The following is a 15782-nucleotide window of genomic DNA, read 5'->3' as shown; positions in this document are numbered from 1 at the left end:
AGCGGTGGTGGTGGTTACACGCCGCCAGCGGTGAGTTTTTCCGGGTTGAGCAACGTTTCCAGCTGGCTACGCGGAAGTTCGGTGTGCTCCAGTGCGACATCGATCACCGGGCGGCCCTGCTGATAAGCCTTCTTGGCGATTTCAGCGGCTTTCTGGTAGCCAATGATCGGGTTGAGTGCCGTCACCAGGATCGGGTTGCGCGACAGCGCTTGCTTGATCCGGTCTTCGTTGACCTTGAAGCTGGCGATGGCCTTTTCCCCCAGCAGACGGCTGGAGTTGGCCAGCAATTCGATGCTGCCCAGCAGGTTCTGGGCGACGATGGGCAGCATCACGTTGAGCTCGAAATTGCCCGACTGACCGGCGACGGTGATCACCGTGTCGTTGCCGATTACCTGGGCGGCGACCATGGCGGTGGCCTCCGGGATCACCGGGTTGACCTTGCCGGGCATGATCGAAGACCCCGGCTGCAAGGCTTCGAGCTCTATCTCACCCAGGCCAGCCAGAGGACCGGAGTTCATCCAGCGCAGGTCGTTGGCGATTTTCATCAGCGACACCGCGGTCGCCTTGAGCTGGCCGGAAACGGCCACGGCGGTGTCCTGGGAGCCGATCAAGGCAAACAGATCCACGCCCGGCGTAAATTGCACCTGGGTCAGCTTGCTCAGTTGTTGGCTGAAGCGCGCAGCGAATTCGGGATGCGCATTGACCCCGGTACCCACTGCCGTACCGCCCTGGGCCAGGGATTGCAGGCTTGGCTGCAGGCCTTGCAAATGGCCGATGTTGGCCTTGAGTTGTTGCGCCCAACCATTGAGCACCTGGCTCATGCGCACCGGCATGGCATCCATCAGGTGGGTGCGCCCGGTCTTGACGTGGTGATGCACCTCTTGCGCCTTGCGTTCGATCACCTGAACCAGCCCGTTCAGGGCCGGCAACAACTGTTCGTGCAAGGCCAGCGCGGCACTGACGTGGATAGTGGTCGGGATGATGTCGTTGCTGCTCTGCCCGCAATTGACGTGATCGTTGGGGTTCACCGGCTCGCCGAGCAGGCGGCTGGCCAGGGTGGCGATCACTTCGTTGGCGTTCATGTTGGAGCTGGTGCCGGAACCGGTCTGGAACACATCCACCGGGAAGTGCTGCATGAAATCGCCTTCCAGCAAGCCTTGCGCAGCCTCGACGATGGCGATGCCCTGGGACTCGCTGATCTGCTTGAGCTCGATGTTGGCGCGCGCTGCCGCAGCCTTGGCCAGGATCAACGCGCGAATGAACTGCACCGGCATTGGCTTGCCGCTGATCGGGAAGTTATCCACTGCACGCTGAGTCTGTGCGCCATAGAGGGCGTCATGCGGGACCTGAAGCTCGCCCATGCTGTCGCGCTCAATACGTGTCTTGGTCATCTGAAAATCCTTGCACCAGTTCAGTTAAGGGAATCGAGGGTTGCAGCTCGCAGGTCGCCAGTTGCCAGGTGTAGCTCTGCCAGCGCTTGAGTCGGCATTTGCACAAGGCGAGGCGTTCGAGTTCGCGCAAAGGGCGCCAGGCCTGGTCGAGGCAGTAAGTGCGCCAGTGCCAGGGCAGCGCGACATCCGCAGCGGTGTCGAGCAGCAAACGGAAGGAGGTTTGGGCAATGGTCCAGGGCGAGGTTGCCGTGCAACAGGCCAGATACCGGCCTTCGGCCAGGTAATGATCGATCAGGCGCGGCTCGTCGGGATCCATCGCGCAACGGATCTGGCGACTCATCCAGCGCCAGCTTTCGAGGTAAGGCTGCTCGTGCAAGGCAGAACTCATGATCCGGGGCTCATTCGGTAATGAGATTTATTATTAGATGATAATGAGAACCAACACAAGCTCGATAGCGCACGTAGAACTCACTGTGGGAGCGGGCTTGCTCGCGAAGAGGCCTGCACATTCAACATCTTCGTTGACTGGCGTGCCGCCTTCGCGAGCAAGCCCGCTCCCACATGGGATCTGTGTAAGGCATATAAAAAAAGGCGCGCCACCTGAGGGGTGGCGCGCCTTTTTGTGTAACGGCGAGGCTTAGCTGCCCGCCACCGTCATCCGCTCGATCAACACCGAACCGGTGCGAATGTTACTGCGCAGCTCCAGGTCATTACCCACGGCAACGATCTGCTTGAACATGTCGCGCATGTTGCCGGCGATGGTTACTTCCTGGACCGCGAACTGGATTTCGCCGTTCTCGACCCAGTAACCCGCCGCGCCACGGGAGTAATCGCCGGTCACCATGTTCAGGCCCTGGCCCATCAGTTCGGTCACCAGCAGGCCGCGGCCCATGCGACGCAGCAACGCAGCCTGGTCCTCATCACCGTGGGTGACGAACAGGTTGTGCACGCCGCCCGCGTTGGCGGTGCTCGGCATGCCAAGCTTGCGGCCGGAGTAGGTGCCGAGGATGTAGGACACCAGCTCGCCCTTTTCGACGAACGGTTTGGCGTAGGTTGCCAGGCCATCGCCGTCAAATGCCGCACTGCCCATGGCCCGCATCAGGTGCGGACGCTCGTCGATGGTCAGCCATTCCGGGAACAGCTTCTGCCCCAGGGTACCTTCGAGGAACGACGATTTGCGATACAGGCTGCCGCCGGAAATCGCCGACAGGAAACTGCCGAACAAACCACCGGCCAGCTCCGCGGAAAACAGCACCGGCACTTCGCAGGTCGGCACCGGACGCGCGCCCAGACGGCTCGCCGCGCGCTGGGCAGCACGTTGACCGATGCTCACCGGATCGGCCAGCAGGTTGCCCTGGCGGTTCACGTCGTACCAGTAATCGCGCTGCATCTGGCCATCGGCCTCGGCGATCATGACGCAGCTCAAGCTATGCCGGGTCGACGCATAACCGCCAACAAACCCGTGGCTATTGCCATAGACACGGCAGCCCTGATGGGTACTCAGGGTCGTACCATCGGCGTTCTTGATCCGGCTGTCAGCAGCAAAGGCTGCAGCTTCACAGGCCAGAGCCTGCTCGATCGCCTGTTCCGGGGTGATATCCCATTGGTGGAACAGGTCGAAGTCCTGCACGTCCTTGGCCATCAGCGCGGCATCCGCCAGGCCCGAGGCTTCGTCTTCCGAGGTGTGTTTGGCAATCGCCAGGGCAGCGGCAACGGTTTCGCGAATCGCCTCAGGGCCACTGGCCGAGGTGCTGGCCGAGCCCTTGCGCTGACCGACGTACAGCGTGATGCCAAAACCCTGGTCGCGATTGAATTCGACGGTTTCGACTTCACGCTGACGAACCGTGGTCGACAGGCCTTGTTCCAGCGACACCGCCACTTCACAGGCACTGGCGCCCTGGCGCTTGGCTTCAGCGATGATCTGCTCGACCTGTTCTTGCAGTGCCGGCAACGCTTGTGGGCCGACGCTCTCAACTGCACTCATGCTGTTCTCCACTCAAATTCTGCTTTCGGTAACGGTCATCGAGCGACCGGGCCGGACAAGCGGCCCCCGACTGGTTATCATGGCGGCGTTTCTTTGCGGACGGCCACCATGGTTGATTCTTACGACGACTCCCTCGATACGGGAGAAAAAAGCAAATCCCAGGTTAAACGCGAGCTGCATGCTCTGGTTGACCTCGGCGAGCGCCTTACAACGCTCAAGCCTGACTTGCTGGCAAAACTGCCATTGACCGACGCCATGCGTCGGGCCCTGGCCGATGCGCCCAAGCACACCGCGAACATCGCGCGTAAACGGCACCTTCAGTTCATCGGCAAGCTGATGCGCGATCAGGACACTGACGCGATTCTGGTCTTGCTCGATCAACTCGATGCCTCCACTCGCCAGTACAACGAACGCTTCCATAACCTGGAACGTTGGCGCGATCGCCTGATCGCCGGCGACGATGCCGTACTGGAAAAATTCGTCGTCGACTACCCGGACGCGGACCGCCAGCAATTGCGTTCCCTGATCCGTCAGGCCCAGCACGAGGTTGCGCAAAACAAGCCTCCTGCTTCCAGCCGTAAAATCTTCAAGTACATCCGTGAGCTGGACGAGACTCAACGCGGTCTGCGTTAAGCCATCGCAACTCCTGTAGGAGCTGCCGAAGGCTGCGATCTTTTGATCTTCTAAAAAGCAAAAGATCGCAGCCTTCGGCAGCTCCTACAGGGGATGTATCAATCCCTATGCGCCCGTGCCACCCACGGTGATCGCATCAATCTTCAGCGTTGGCTGGCCGACACCCACCGGCACCGATTGCCCATCCTTGCCACACGTCCCCACGCCGCTGTCCAGTGCCAGGTCGTTACCGACCATCGACACCTTGCTCATGGCTTCAGGGCCGTTGCCGATCAACGTCGCGCCTTTGACCGGGGCGGTGATCTTGCCGTCCTCGATCAGGTACGCCTCGCTGGTGGAGAACACGAACTTGCCGCTGGTGATGTCCACCTGGCCACCGCCGAGGTTGGCGCAGTAGATGCCGCGTTTCACCGAGGCGATGATTTCTTCCGGATCGCTTTCGCCGGCCAGCATGTAGGTGTTGGTCATGCGTGGCATCGGCAGGTGCGCGTAGGATTCGCGACGACCGTTACCGGTGCGGGCCACGCCCATCAGGCGGGCGTTGAGCTTGTCCTGCATGTAGCCTTTGAGTACGCCGTTTTCGATCAGCGTGGTGCACTCGGTCGGCGTCCCTTCGTCGTCGACGCTCAAGGAGCCGCGACGCCCGGCCAGGGTGCCGTCATCGACAATGGTGCACAGCTTGGACGCAACCATTTCGCCCATGCGCCCGCTGTAGGCCGAACTGCCTTTGCGGTTGAAGTCGCCTTCCAGGCCGTGGCCGACCGCTTCGTGCAGCAACACGCCCGACCAGCCCGAACCCAGCACCACCGGCAAGGTACCGGCCGGCGCCGGGATGGCTTCCAGGTTGACCAAGGCCTGGCGCAGCGCCTCACGGGCATAGCTCATGGCCCGGTCTTCAGCGAGGAAATAACGGTAGTCGGTACGCCCGCCACCGCCGTGGCCACCGCGCTCGCGGCGGCCGTTCTGCTCGACGATCACGCTGACGTTGAAGCGCACCAGCGGCCGTACATCCGCCGCCAGGCCGCCGTCGGTGGACGCCACAAGGATCCGCTCCCAGACACCGGCCATGCTCACGGTGACCTGCTGGATGCGCGGATCGAGGGCTCGGGTGGCCGCATCGATGCGCTTGAGCAGATCGACTTTCTCGGCACGGGTCAGCACTTCCAGAGGATTGTCCGGCCCGTACAACTGCGCCACGTCCTGGCTGGTAAACGCTTGCACGGTGCCATTCTGCCCGGCTCGGGAGATCGACCGGGCAGCACGGGCCGCCGCGCCCAGGGCTTCCAGGGTGATGGCGTTGCTGTAGGCAAAACCGGTCTTCTCACCGGATTGCGCGCGCACGCCAACCCCTTGGTCGAGGTTGAAGCTGCCTTCCTTGACGATGCCGTCTTCCAGCGCCCAGGACTCGGAAATCTGCCCCTGGAAATACAGGTCGGCGGCATCGATGCCCGGGCCGGCCAGGTCGCCAAGCACACCTTGCAGACTTTCGATCGTTACGCCACCCGGTGCCAGGAGGTGTTCACTGACTGAGGACAACAACTCGCTCATATGCTTTACGCCTTAAATTCATCGTTCTGAGGCAGGTCGCTGGGCGCCCTGCGAGAAAAAGCGCCGGTGACTGGACACCGGCATCCGCGCCCGGATGGACGCCTGTTCGCTGCTATCGCGTTCGGCCAGCAGCACGGCCTCGCCTTGATCCTGTTGTGCCAGTACCCGCCCCCAGGGGTCGACAATGGCCGCGTGCCCCCAGGTTTCCCTGGGCCCCGGATGCGTTCCACCCTGGGCGGCCGCGAGCACATAACACTGGGTTTCGATGGCTCGCGCACGAATCAGCACCTCCCAATGCGCCGCGCCGGTCACCGCGGTAAACGCCGATGGCACGGTAATCAACTCCGCCCCGGCAGCGCGTAATTCGCTATACAGCTCCGGGAAGCGCAGGTCATAACAGACCGTCAGGCCGACTCGCCCCACCGGTGTGTCCGCAACCACCACGCCACTGCCATAAGCATAGTCATCGGATTCGCGATAACGGCCGCGATTGTCCGCCACGTCCACGTCAAACAGGTGCAGCTTGTCGTAGCGCGCCACCGTCTCGCCGTGATCATTTACCAACAACGAGCAGGCATGCACCTTGGCCGTCGGTTGATCCACCGGCGGCAGCGGCAAGGTACCGGCCACTATCCATAACTTGAGGTCGCGGGCCGTCTGTTTCAACCACGGCAGGATCGGGCCTTCGCCCAGCGCCTCGGCGCGACCGATGTCGGCGACGTCGCGCCGGCCCATGGCGGCGAAGTTTTCCGGCAACACGGCCAGTTTCGCACCGCCGGCGGCCGCCTGTTCCAGCAATTGGCGCGCCCGGGCCAGATTGGCCGGCACTTCGCTTTGGCTGACCATTTGAATTACCGCTACAGACATGGCCTTTTCCTGTTCGGATATCAACGCAGGGGGGGTACGGCCATGCTACTCCATAGGCCAGGGCAGTGGTTTCTCAAAAAGCCTTGTCGAAGGTGATTTTCGGTTCTTTCCACGGCCCCTTGACCGTGTATTTCACGCTGGCAAAACGCGACACACGGTCACCGATCAACTTGTCGATCAGGAACAGCGCCCCGCCGATGGCCGGCGCGCCGACGATCAGTGCGGCAATGGGCAGGTTGTTGGTCACCGGCAAGGTCACCATCAATTTGGCATCGATCTGATCGGCCACCATGTTCAGGGTACCGTTGAGCTCGATGGTGCTCGACGGGCCCGTCAGGCGGATAGGTTCGCGGGTCACGTACACACCGTTGGTCGCCACCAGCAGGCCCTTGACCCGGTCATAGCTCAGGCCTTTGCCGAACAGGTCGGAAAAGTCCAGGCGCAAGCGGCGGCCAATCGAGTTGAAGTTGAGCAGGCCAAACACCCGCAACGCCTGGGCACTGCCTTCAACCTCGACAAACTGGCCTTCATTGAGCGATGCATCGAGGGTGCCGGAGAAGCGCTTGGTGGCCAGCCATGCCGGCGAGCCGGGCCAGCGGCCGTCGACATCCATGTGGAATTCCTGGCTGGTGACGCTCGGCGCAAAGCCCCAGCCCTTGAGCACATCCGCAAGATTCTTGCCGCTGATCCGCCCCTTGTACCAGCTGGTGCTGGCGCCCGGCGCACCTTCCCAGCCGCCGCTGCCTTGCAGGAGGATGCCCTTGAGGCCCATGTCCAGCGAGTTGAGCGCTATACCCTTGGCCGTCGGACGCACTTTCAGCGACCAGGCACCGACCAGGTCGTTGCCCTGGTACAGCTGGTTGATGGTGATATCCAGCGCCGGGATCTTTTTCGGGTCCACCGAGGCCAGGGGGTCCGGCGAGTTTTCATCGGCCAGCACCGTCGGGTCAGGTGCCGGCAGCCGCACGGTCTGCAGGTTGATCACCATCGGCGCGGCCTTGGCATCGGGGAGGCTGGCGTTGCCCTTGACCTGCTGGCTGTCGAGCTGCAAGGCCCAGGCGGAAGGTTTGCGTGTCAGCTGCACCGCTGCCTGGTCCAACGTTGTGCCGAAAGCGCGGAGCTTGCCGACCTTGACGTCCAATCCACTGAGCAACTGCTTGGCATTACCGCCTGGGTCTTGCCCGGCATACTTGTTCATCAGGTCCTGCCACGGGCCGATATCCAGCTCCGACAGCGTGCCACGAATGCGCAGGCCCTTTGTGTCGGGCAACACGGCATTGCCATTGCCGAGGAACAACTCGCCACGGCCGTTGGCAAAGTTGCTGGCCGGTGCAGCAAACGTGAAGTTCGCCAGTTCACCGTAGTTCACCCAGTAGCGCCGCTCCTCGCCTTGCAGGGTCATGCGGAATGAGGTGTCGCGCCCGGCATCCGGCGCCAGGCCAAAGGGCGCCGGCAGATCGACGGCCACACCCCTGAGATTGGAATTGACCAGCAACTGGCTATCGGCGCCATTGAGGGTCAGTTGCAATTGATAGGGGATCACGCCGCTCACCGGCAACGGCTGGGTGACACTCAGCCAGTCCGTGAGTTTCTTCACTTCGACCTGCCCGGAAGCGGTGACCCGGGTGTTGAGCTTGCCCTCGCGACCCTCGGCGAAAATTTGCGCAGTCACCGGCTTGTCGAAGGCGCGCGCGCTGATGTTCTGCCCACTCAAGCCTTTGCTGCTGTCAAAGCGGAAATCACCTTTGAGCTGAGTCAGCTCAAGGGGCGGCTCGGGCAGTTTCAGGCGGGCCTTGGCCGTCTTGAAGTCGACCAGGATCTTCGGCTGCTCGCCCTTGGCCAGTGGAATATCCAGCTTGAGCTTGCCTTGCAGGTCGCCTTCGCCTTCCCAGCCAGCGAACGTTTCGGCCGTGCCAATCGGCGCTTCCTTGAGAATTTTCAGGCCATCGCCCAAGCCGCCAGCGAACGCGCCATCGAGAAACAGATGACTGTTCTGCCCGTCAGGCACGTGGGGAATATTGACGTAGATGTCGCGGACCTTGGTGTCGAGCAACTGCCCCTGGCTGGCCAGAACCCGCACGCCGCTGTCTTCTACGAACACATCACCGGTGACCTTGCTGACATGCGGCCAGCCAGGCTGAAACGCCAGTTCGGCATCGTGGACCTTGAAAAACAGGCTGATGCTGCGGGCCGTTTCCGCCGCGCCATGGTTCAACGAGCCCTGGTACTGGAAGAAACCCTCGTCCACCGCACCTTTGAGAATCGCCGTACGCAGCCATTCGTCCAGCGCCGGGCTGAGAACGGTCGGCAGGTATTTCGCGGTGTAGCGACCGTCGCCCTCCACCATGCCGACCCGCAGGTCCATGTAGTCTTCCTTCGTGTCATCGAAGAACAGGCGGATCAGGAAATCGCCGGCAATCTTGCCCTCTTCGCCCAACACCTTCAGGTACGGCGCGATCAGGGTGAAACTTTCCTTGTCGAGCTTCCAGGTCAAGGTGGCGTTGGCCTGGATGTATTGCCATGGCTTGGCGAAAATCGGGTCCAGGTGCAGCATGAAATCCTTGCTGTCCATGCGCAACTCGCCATGGCCAAGGTCCCCGCTGATGCTGCCCGAGACATTACGCGCCGCCGGCGCGCCGTGATACGCGTCAAAGCCGACCCGATCAAGGTTGGCCGCGAAGCTGAATCGGCTGTCGTCTGTGGCATTGGGTTTCACGTCGATCAGCACGTTGCGCAGTCCACCGGTGACCTTGAGCCGTTCGACCACCTTGGCAACACCTTCCGGCAAGGGCGCCAGGGCATTGAGCAGCGGTGTGAGCGGCGTCAGGTCGAGACGGTCGGCTTGCAGGTGCCAGAGATTCTGGGTGCTGTCCGCGGCCGTGGTCTGCTTCAATTGCAGGCGTGACTCCCAACGCGTCTCTGCAAGGTTCATGGCCAGGGAATCTACCGTGACCAGCATGCCCTCGGCGCTGCGCTGGAAATAACCGTTAAGCGCCAGGTTGTTGATCTGGATCGGCTTGCGCTCGGCATAGGCACCCTTGAGTTGCGGGGCATTCAAACGGATGGCGGCACTTTGCAGGGCGCCCTTGCCCCAGGTAACCCACAGCTCGCCACCGGCCTTGATCTCGGAGAAATTCCAATTCTGGGTCAGGGTTTCGGGCAACCATTTCGCCCAGTCGCTTTGCGGCAGGCTCGCATAGGCTTCCACCTCGCCGTCCTTCCACTCGCTGGCGCGAATGCGGCTACGCAAACTCATGGCCATCGGCTGGCCATCGGGCAGGGTCAAGCGGGCATCGAGGCGCTGGCGGTAGGCGCCGGTTTTGAGACTCAAGCCGACGTACGTCAGGGTCAGCGGCGATTCCCCCCACGGCTGCAAAGTGACCTGGCTGTCGAGCACCGACAGCTGCTGGATCATCTGCATGCGATTGAGCAACTGCTCCGGGTCGAGGGGCTGATCGTCCTTTACCGGCAAACCTTCCAGCGCCCACTTGCCATCATCGCCTTGCTTGAGGCTGATCTTCAGGCCATTGAGTTCCAGATTGGCGATGCGCACATCGCGAGCCAGCAGACTGGCCCACAGGTCCGGGATCGCCCGCACCTGCTCCAGGTGCAAGGCGTTGGCACCCTCGCCCACCGTCACGTCGTGAGCGGACAAAACAGGCGCGAAGCCGCTCCAACTGCCTTTCAACTCACCGATTTGCAGGGGCATGCCCAAGGCTTCGCTGGCCTTGGTTTCGACTTCGGCACGGTACTCGGCTACCAACGGCGCCAGTTCCCGGCCAAGGCTGACGTACAACGCCATCAACACCAAAACCAACGCGCACAGGCCCAGACCCCAGCGGGTCAGTGCGGCCAATATGCGTGTCAGACGCTCCATGTCAGTTGGCTCCCATGGCAAAAGTCTTGCAGAAAGCTGAGGCCAGCCGTTCAGGAAAATTCAAGACGCAGCAGTTCAGAGCAGCACGACGTCGTATTGTTCCTGGGAATACATGGTTTCGACCTGGAACCTGATGGTGCGCCCGATGAACACTTCAAGTTCGGCGACGTTGCCCGACTCTTCATCGAGCAGGCGGTCGACGACTCTCTGGTTCGCTAATACACGATAGCCTTCCGCCTGATAGGCGCGAGCCTCACGGAGGATTTCGCGGAAGATTTCATAGCAAATGGTTTCCGGCGTTTTCAGCTTGCCGCGCCCCTGGCAACTCGTGCACGGCTCGCACAGGACCTGCTCGAGGCTTTCGCGGGTGCGCTTGCGGGTCATTTGCACCAGGCCCAACTCGGTGATGCCGATGATGTTGGTCTTGGCGTGGTCACGCTCCAGTTGCTTCTCCAGCGTGCGCAGCACCTGGCGCTGGTGCTCTTCATCTTCCATGTCGATGAAGTCGATGATGATGATGCCACCCAGGTTACGCAGCCTCAGCTGGCGTGCAATGGCGGTCGCCGCTTCGAGGTTGGTCTTGAAGATGGTTTCTTCAAGGTTGCGATGCCCGACGAACGCCCCGGTGTTGACGTCGATGGTGCTCATGGCTTCCGCCGGGTCGACCACCAGGTATCCGCCGGACTTCAGCGGGACTTTGCGCTCAAGGGCCTTCTGGATTTCATCTTCGACGCCGTACAGGTCGAAAATCGGTCGCTCGCCCGGATAATGTTCCAGGCGATCGGCGATCTCCGGCATCAGTTCGGCGACGAACTGCGTGGTTTTCTGGAAGGTTTCCCGGGAATCGATGCGAATTTTCTCGATCTTCGGGCTCACCAGGTCCCGCAGCGTGCGTAGCGCCAGGCCAAGGTCTTCGTAAATAACGCTGGGGGCACTGATGGTCTTGATTTGCTCGCTGATCTGGTCCCACAACCGGCGCAGATAGCGGATGTCCATGAGGATCTCATCGGCGCCGGCGCCCTCGGCCGCCGTGCGCAGGATGAAACCGCCGGCTTCCTTGATGCCTTCCTTCGCCACGCAATCGGTCACCACTTGCTTGAGGCGATCACGTTCGGCTTCGTCTTCGATCTTCAGCGAAATACCGACGTGCGCGGTGCGCGGCATGTACACCAGGTAACGCGAAGGGATCGACAGCTGCGTCGTCAGGCGCGCGCCTTTGGAGCCGATCGGGTCCTTGGTGACTTGCACCACCAGGCTCTGGCCTTCGTGCACCAGCGCACTGATGCTCTCGACCGCCGGCCCTTCACGCAGGGAGATTTCCGACGCATGAATGAACGCGGCGCGGTCCAGGCCGATATCGACGAACGCCGCCTGCATGCCCGGCAATACCCGCACCACCTTGCCCTTGTAGATGTTGCCGACGATCCCGCGCTTTTGCGTGCGCTCGACATGAACTTCTTGCAGGACACCGTTTTCGACCACCGCCACGCGCGATTCCATCGGCGTGATGTTGATCAGGATCTCTTCACTCATGGCAGGGTCTCGTTCAGGCATGTTCACGATAATGGCCGGATACAACGCTTAGCGCGCGTTATGGGGTTGCCAACAGGGTATGCCGAAATGGCCGAGCAGTTCCGCGGTTTCGCACAACGGCAGTCCAACCACCGCCGAGTAACTTCCAGTGAGCCCGGCGACAAACACCGCGCCCAGTCCTTGAATACCGTATCCACCGGCCTTGTCCCGGGGTTCGCCACTGGCCCAGTAGGCGGTCGCTTCATCAGGGCTGATAGCCCGAAAGCGGACCTGGCTGATGACCACCCGAGACTCACAGCGCTCGCCGTCGAGCAGCGCAATCGCGGTCAGGACCTGATGCTCGCGCCCGGACAACATCTTCAGCATGGCGCACGCGTCGGCTTCATCAACTGGTTTGCCAAGAATTTTTCCGTCGAGCACCACGGCGGTGTCGGCACCGAGCACGCAGCACGAGGCTGCAGGCGAGATCGCGCCGCGTCCGGCCTCGGCCTTGCCGCGCGCCAGGCGCTCGACATAGGCCGACGGGCTTTCATGGGTCAAAGGGGTTTCATCGATGTCCGCACTGACGGCGGTGAATGGCACGCCGATCTGCGTGAGCAGCTCACGCCGACGCGGTGAGCCAGAGGCGAGGTACAGCTGTTTCATCAAGACCTCTCCCTGTCTGAATGCCGAGGCGAATTAATTGATTTTGTAGCGTCGACGCAATCCGCGCAAACCGAAGCTGATCCAGGGCCAGAGCAACGCGCTGACCAGTGCCGGCAATACCAGCGCCAGGGTCGGTTGACGGTTGCCGGTCAGGGCGCTGAGCCAGAGTTGTACCAGCTGGGCCAGGCCGAAGATCACCAGGATCACCAGGCTCTGTTGCCACATCGGGAACATGCGCAGGCGTTGTTGCAGCGCCAGCACCAGGTAGGTGATGAGCGTCAGGATCAACGCATTCTGGCCCAGCAGCGTGCCGTACAGCACATCCTCCGCCAGGCCCAGGCACCACGCGGTGACCATCCCGACTTTCTGCGGCAGCGCCAGCGCCCAGAACGCCAGCAGCAAGGCCAGCCACAGGGGGCGCAGGATCTCCATGAATTGCGGCAGCGGCGATACGCTGAGCAACATGCCGATGGCGAATGTCAGCCAGACGATCCAGCCGTTTCGGGAAGCAGTAACACCAACCATTATTCTCGTCCCCTGGTGGTAGCCGGCGCGGAGACAGGCGGTTTGGCCGCAGGCTTGGCGGCGGCGGGTTGCGCCGCCGGTGGCTTGGCGGGTGCAGTCGCGGCGGCAGGCTTGGCCGGGGTGGTGGCAGCAGTCGGGGCGGCTGGAGCAGCGGGAGCGGCAACAGCCGCCGGAACAATCGCCGGCCTCGGCACAGTCGCCGGAATGATCGGCCCACCACCCTGCGCATCCAGGCTTTCCTGGGCCTGGGCAGCGTCGTTGGCGCGCTCTTCGGCGGTGCGGGTGTCGCTGAACACCAGCAGCAGGTAACGGCTGCGGTTCAAGGCGGCAGTCGGTACGGCGCGAACGATGGCGAACGGCTGGCCGGAATCGTGGATCACTTCCTTGACCGTCGCCACCGGGTAACCGGCCGGGAAACGCTGGCCGAGGCCGGAGCTGACCAGCAGGTCGCCTTCCTTGATATCGGCGGTATCGGCCACATGACGCAGCTCCAGGCGCTCCGGGTTGCCAGTGCCGCTGGCAATGGCGCGCAGGCCGTTGCGGTTGACCTGCACCGGAATACTGTGGGTGGAATCGGTCAGCAGCAGGACCCGGGACGTGTAGGGCATCAACTCGACCACCTGGCCCATCAGGCCACGGGCATCGAGTACCGGCTGACCGAGCACCACGCCGTCGCGCTCACCCTTGTTGATGATGATGCGATGGGTGAACGGGTTGGGGTCCATGCCGATCAGTTCGGCCACTTCGACCTTTTCGTTGACCAGTGCCGAAGAGTTGAGCAACTCGCGCAGCCGAACGTTCTGCTCGGTGAGGGAGGCAAGCTTTTGCATGCGCCCCTGCAACAGCAGGTTTTCGCTCTTGAGTTTTTCGTTTTCGGCGACGAGCTCGGTGCGGCTGCCAAACTGGCTGGCCACACCCTGCCATAGCCGCTGCGGCAGGTCGGTGATCCAGTAAGACTGCATCAGCACCAGCGACATCTGGCTACGCACTGGCTTGAACAGTGTGAAGCGGGCATCGACCACCATCAGCGCGACCGACAGCACGACCAGCACCAACAAGCGCACGCCCAGTGAGGGACCCTTGGTGAAAAGCGGTTTAATAAGCCGCTCCTCCCAGGCAAATGTTCTCTTTATTCATACGGCATCAAACCGGCCTGGATGCAGACGACAGAAGATAAACGCGAACAGGCAGCACTGCAAAGTGCCGCCTGCGCGCTCAACAGCATAGAGGCGATCCGGCATTTATTCGCTGGAGAGCAGGTCCATGGTGTGTTTATCCATCATTTCCAATGCACGGCCACCGCCGCGAGCAACGCAGGTCAACGGGTCTTCGGCGACGATCACCGGCAGGCCGGTTTCCTGGGCCAGCAACTTGTCGAGGTCACGCAGCAAGGCGCCACCACCGGTCAGCACCAGGCCACGCTCGGCGATGTCGGAAGCCAGTTCCGGCGGCGATTGCTCCAGGGCGCTTTTCACGGCCTGGACGATGGTCGCCAGCGACTCTTGCAGCGCTTCGAGCACTTCGTTGGAGTTCAGGGTGAATGCCCGTGGAACGCCTTCGGCCAGGTTGCGGCCACGAACGTCGACTTCGCGAACTTCGCCGCCCGGGTAGGCGGTACCGATTTCCTGCTTGATGCGCTCGGCCGTCGATTCACCGATCAGGCTGCCGTAGTTGCGGCGCACGTAGGTGATGATCGCTTCGTCGAAGCGGTCGCCGCCAACGCGTACGGATTCGGCATACACCACACCGTTCAGGGAGATCAGCGCGATTTCGGTGGTACCACCACCGATATCCACGACCATCGAACCGCGGGCTTCTTCAACCGGCAGGCCGGCACCGATCGCGGCAGCCATCGGCTCTTCGATCAGGAATACTTCACGGGCACCGGCACCGAGTGCCGATTCACGGATGGCACGACGCTCAACCTGGGTGGATTTGCACGGAACGCAGATCAACACACGAGGGCTGGGCTGCAGGAAGCTGTTTTCATGAACCTTGTTGATAAAGTACTGCAGCATCTTTTCGCAGACGCTGAAGTCGGCGATCACGCCGTCTTTCATCGGACGAATGGCAGCAATGTTGCCCGGCGTACGGCCCAACATGCGCTTCGCTTCGGTGCCGACAGCAACGACACTTTTCTGGTTACCGTGCGTCCGAATGGCCACAACCGATGGCTCATTCAGGACGATACCGCGCTCACGCACGTAAATAAGGGTGTTGGCAGTGCCCAGGTCAATGGAAAGATCGCTGGAAAACATGCCACGCAGTTTCTTGAACATGGGAAAGGGACCCTAGGCAACGCGTGGGTAAAAAAGTGCGGCAAACTCTAACAACGACAGGGATTTTGGGCAAGGCGCCAATATGTTAAATTGACCGCTTTTATGTGCACCAAACCCCACAATCGCGGCCATATGACCGTAGAAGTGCGGTAGTGTTCCGACAATCTAACACACGGACGCCGTCCGTTTTGTTTTCCACTGGAGAATCCCAATGGCGCTTGAACGCTCCGACGTGGAAAAAATCGCTCATCTGGCCTGTCTGGGCCTCAATGATGCCGATCTTCCACACATCACTTCGGCCCTCAACAGCATTCTCGGGCTGGTCGACGAAATGCAGGCAGTCGATACCGACGGTATCGAGCCGCTGGCCCACCCACTGGAAGCCAGCCAGCGCCTGCGTGCGGACGTCGTGACCGAGACCAATCACCGCGAGGCCTACCAGTCCATCGCACCAGCGGTCGAAAACGGCCTGTACCTGGTTCCGAAAGTCATCGACTAAA

13 protein-coding genes are annotated in these 15782 nt (G+C 61.7%); 2 read left to right on the top strand and 11 right to left on the bottom strand.

Annotation, left to right across the window (positions count from 1 at the left end):
* Positions 1-14: 14 nt before the first annotated feature.
* From ACM6I6_RS07395 to pmbA, 3 genes are all read right to left on the bottom strand, one after another.
* Complete coding sequence (locus ACM6I6_RS07395; RefSeq protein WP_323605545.1) at positions 15-1391, bottom strand: class II fumarate hydratase; 1377 nt, start codon at positions 1389-1391, stop codon at positions 15-17.
* Complete coding sequence (locus ACM6I6_RS07390; RefSeq protein WP_046820558.1) at positions 1372-1779, bottom strand: hypothetical protein; 408 nt, start codon at positions 1777-1779, stop codon at positions 1372-1374. The genes ACM6I6_RS07395 and ACM6I6_RS07390 overlap by 20 nt, the downstream gene beginning before the upstream one ends.
* Before the next feature lie 249 nt (positions 1780-2028).
* Entirely contained in the window at positions 2029-3375 is a 1347-nt protein-coding gene (gene pmbA / locus ACM6I6_RS07385) for a metalloprotease PmbA (RefSeq protein WP_046820559.1), read from the bottom strand.
* A 108-nt stretch (positions 3376-3483) separates the two neighbouring features.
* Here pmbA and yjgA point away from each other — a divergent pair, with 108 nt between their 5' ends.
* The gene (yjgA, locus tag ACM6I6_RS07380) at positions 3484-4008 is read left to right on the top strand and encodes a ribosome biogenesis factor YjgA (RefSeq protein ID WP_034148278.1); all 525 of its coding nucleotides are present in this window, start codon (positions 3484-3486) and stop codon (positions 4006-4008) included.
* A 105-nt stretch (positions 4009-4113) separates the two neighbouring features.
* On the opposite strand, the gene tldD is transcribed toward yjgA, so the two are convergent.
* From tldD to mreB, 8 genes are all read right to left on the bottom strand, one after another.
* Positions 4114-5556: a metalloprotease TldD gene (gene tldD / locus ACM6I6_RS07375; RefSeq protein WP_274074018.1), complete on the bottom strand. Its 1443-nt coding sequence runs from the start codon at positions 5554-5556 to the stop codon at positions 4114-4116.
* 18 nt (positions 5557-5574) lie between these two features.
* Positions 5575-6423 (bottom strand): carbon-nitrogen hydrolase family protein, encoded by an 849-nt coding sequence (locus ACM6I6_RS07370; protein ID WP_323605543.1) that lies wholly within the window; start codon positions 6421-6423, stop codon positions 5575-5577.
* A 73-nt stretch (positions 6424-6496) separates the two neighbouring features.
* Complete coding sequence (locus tag ACM6I6_RS07365; RefSeq protein ID WP_414919683.1) at positions 6497-10300, bottom strand: YhdP family protein; 3804 nt, start codon at positions 10298-10300, stop codon at positions 6497-6499.
* 75 nt (positions 10301-10375) lie between these two features.
* Entirely contained in the window at positions 10376-11833 is a 1458-nt protein-coding gene (gene rng / locus ACM6I6_RS07360; protein ID WP_020796631.1) for a ribonuclease G, read from the bottom strand.
* A gap of 48 nt (positions 11834-11881) precedes the next feature.
* Positions 11882-12478: a Maf family protein gene (locus ACM6I6_RS07355; RefSeq protein ID WP_274074020.1), complete on the bottom strand. Its 597-nt coding sequence runs from the start codon at positions 12476-12478 to the stop codon at positions 11882-11884.
* A gap of 33 nt (positions 12479-12511) precedes the next feature.
* Complete coding sequence (gene mreD / locus ACM6I6_RS07350) at positions 12512-13003, bottom strand: rod shape-determining protein MreD (RefSeq protein WP_274074021.1); 492 nt, start codon at positions 13001-13003, stop codon at positions 12512-12514.
* Positions 13003-14103 (bottom strand): rod shape-determining protein MreC, encoded by a 1101-nt coding sequence (gene mreC / locus ACM6I6_RS07345; protein WP_323605737.1) that lies wholly within the window; start codon positions 14101-14103, stop codon positions 13003-13005. Before mreC ends, mreD begins: the two co-directional genes overlap by 1 nt.
* Positions 14104-14244: 141 nt before the next feature.
* The gene (gene mreB, locus ACM6I6_RS07340) at positions 14245-15282 is read right to left on the bottom strand and encodes a rod shape-determining protein MreB (protein ID WP_002555108.1); all 1038 of its coding nucleotides are present in this window, start codon (positions 15280-15282) and stop codon (positions 14245-14247) included.
* 211 nt (positions 15283-15493) lie between these two features.
* Between mreB and gatC the strand changes: the two genes are divergently transcribed.
* Positions 15494-15781: an Asp-tRNA(Asn)/Glu-tRNA(Gln) amidotransferase subunit GatC gene (gene gatC, locus ACM6I6_RS07335; protein ID WP_003221657.1), complete on the top strand. Its 288-nt coding sequence runs from the start codon at positions 15494-15496 to the stop codon at positions 15779-15781.
* Position 15782 lies beyond the last annotated feature (1 nt).

It is taken from the genome of Pseudomonas sp. IT-P218 (assembly GCF_949767605.1).
GTDB classification, from domain to species: Bacteria; Pseudomonadota; Gammaproteobacteria; order Pseudomonadales; family Pseudomonadaceae; genus Aquipseudomonas; species Aquipseudomonas putida_AE.
The sequence above is the reverse complement of the archived record's forward strand: the minus strand, read 5'-3'. Positions and strand labels throughout refer to the sequence as shown.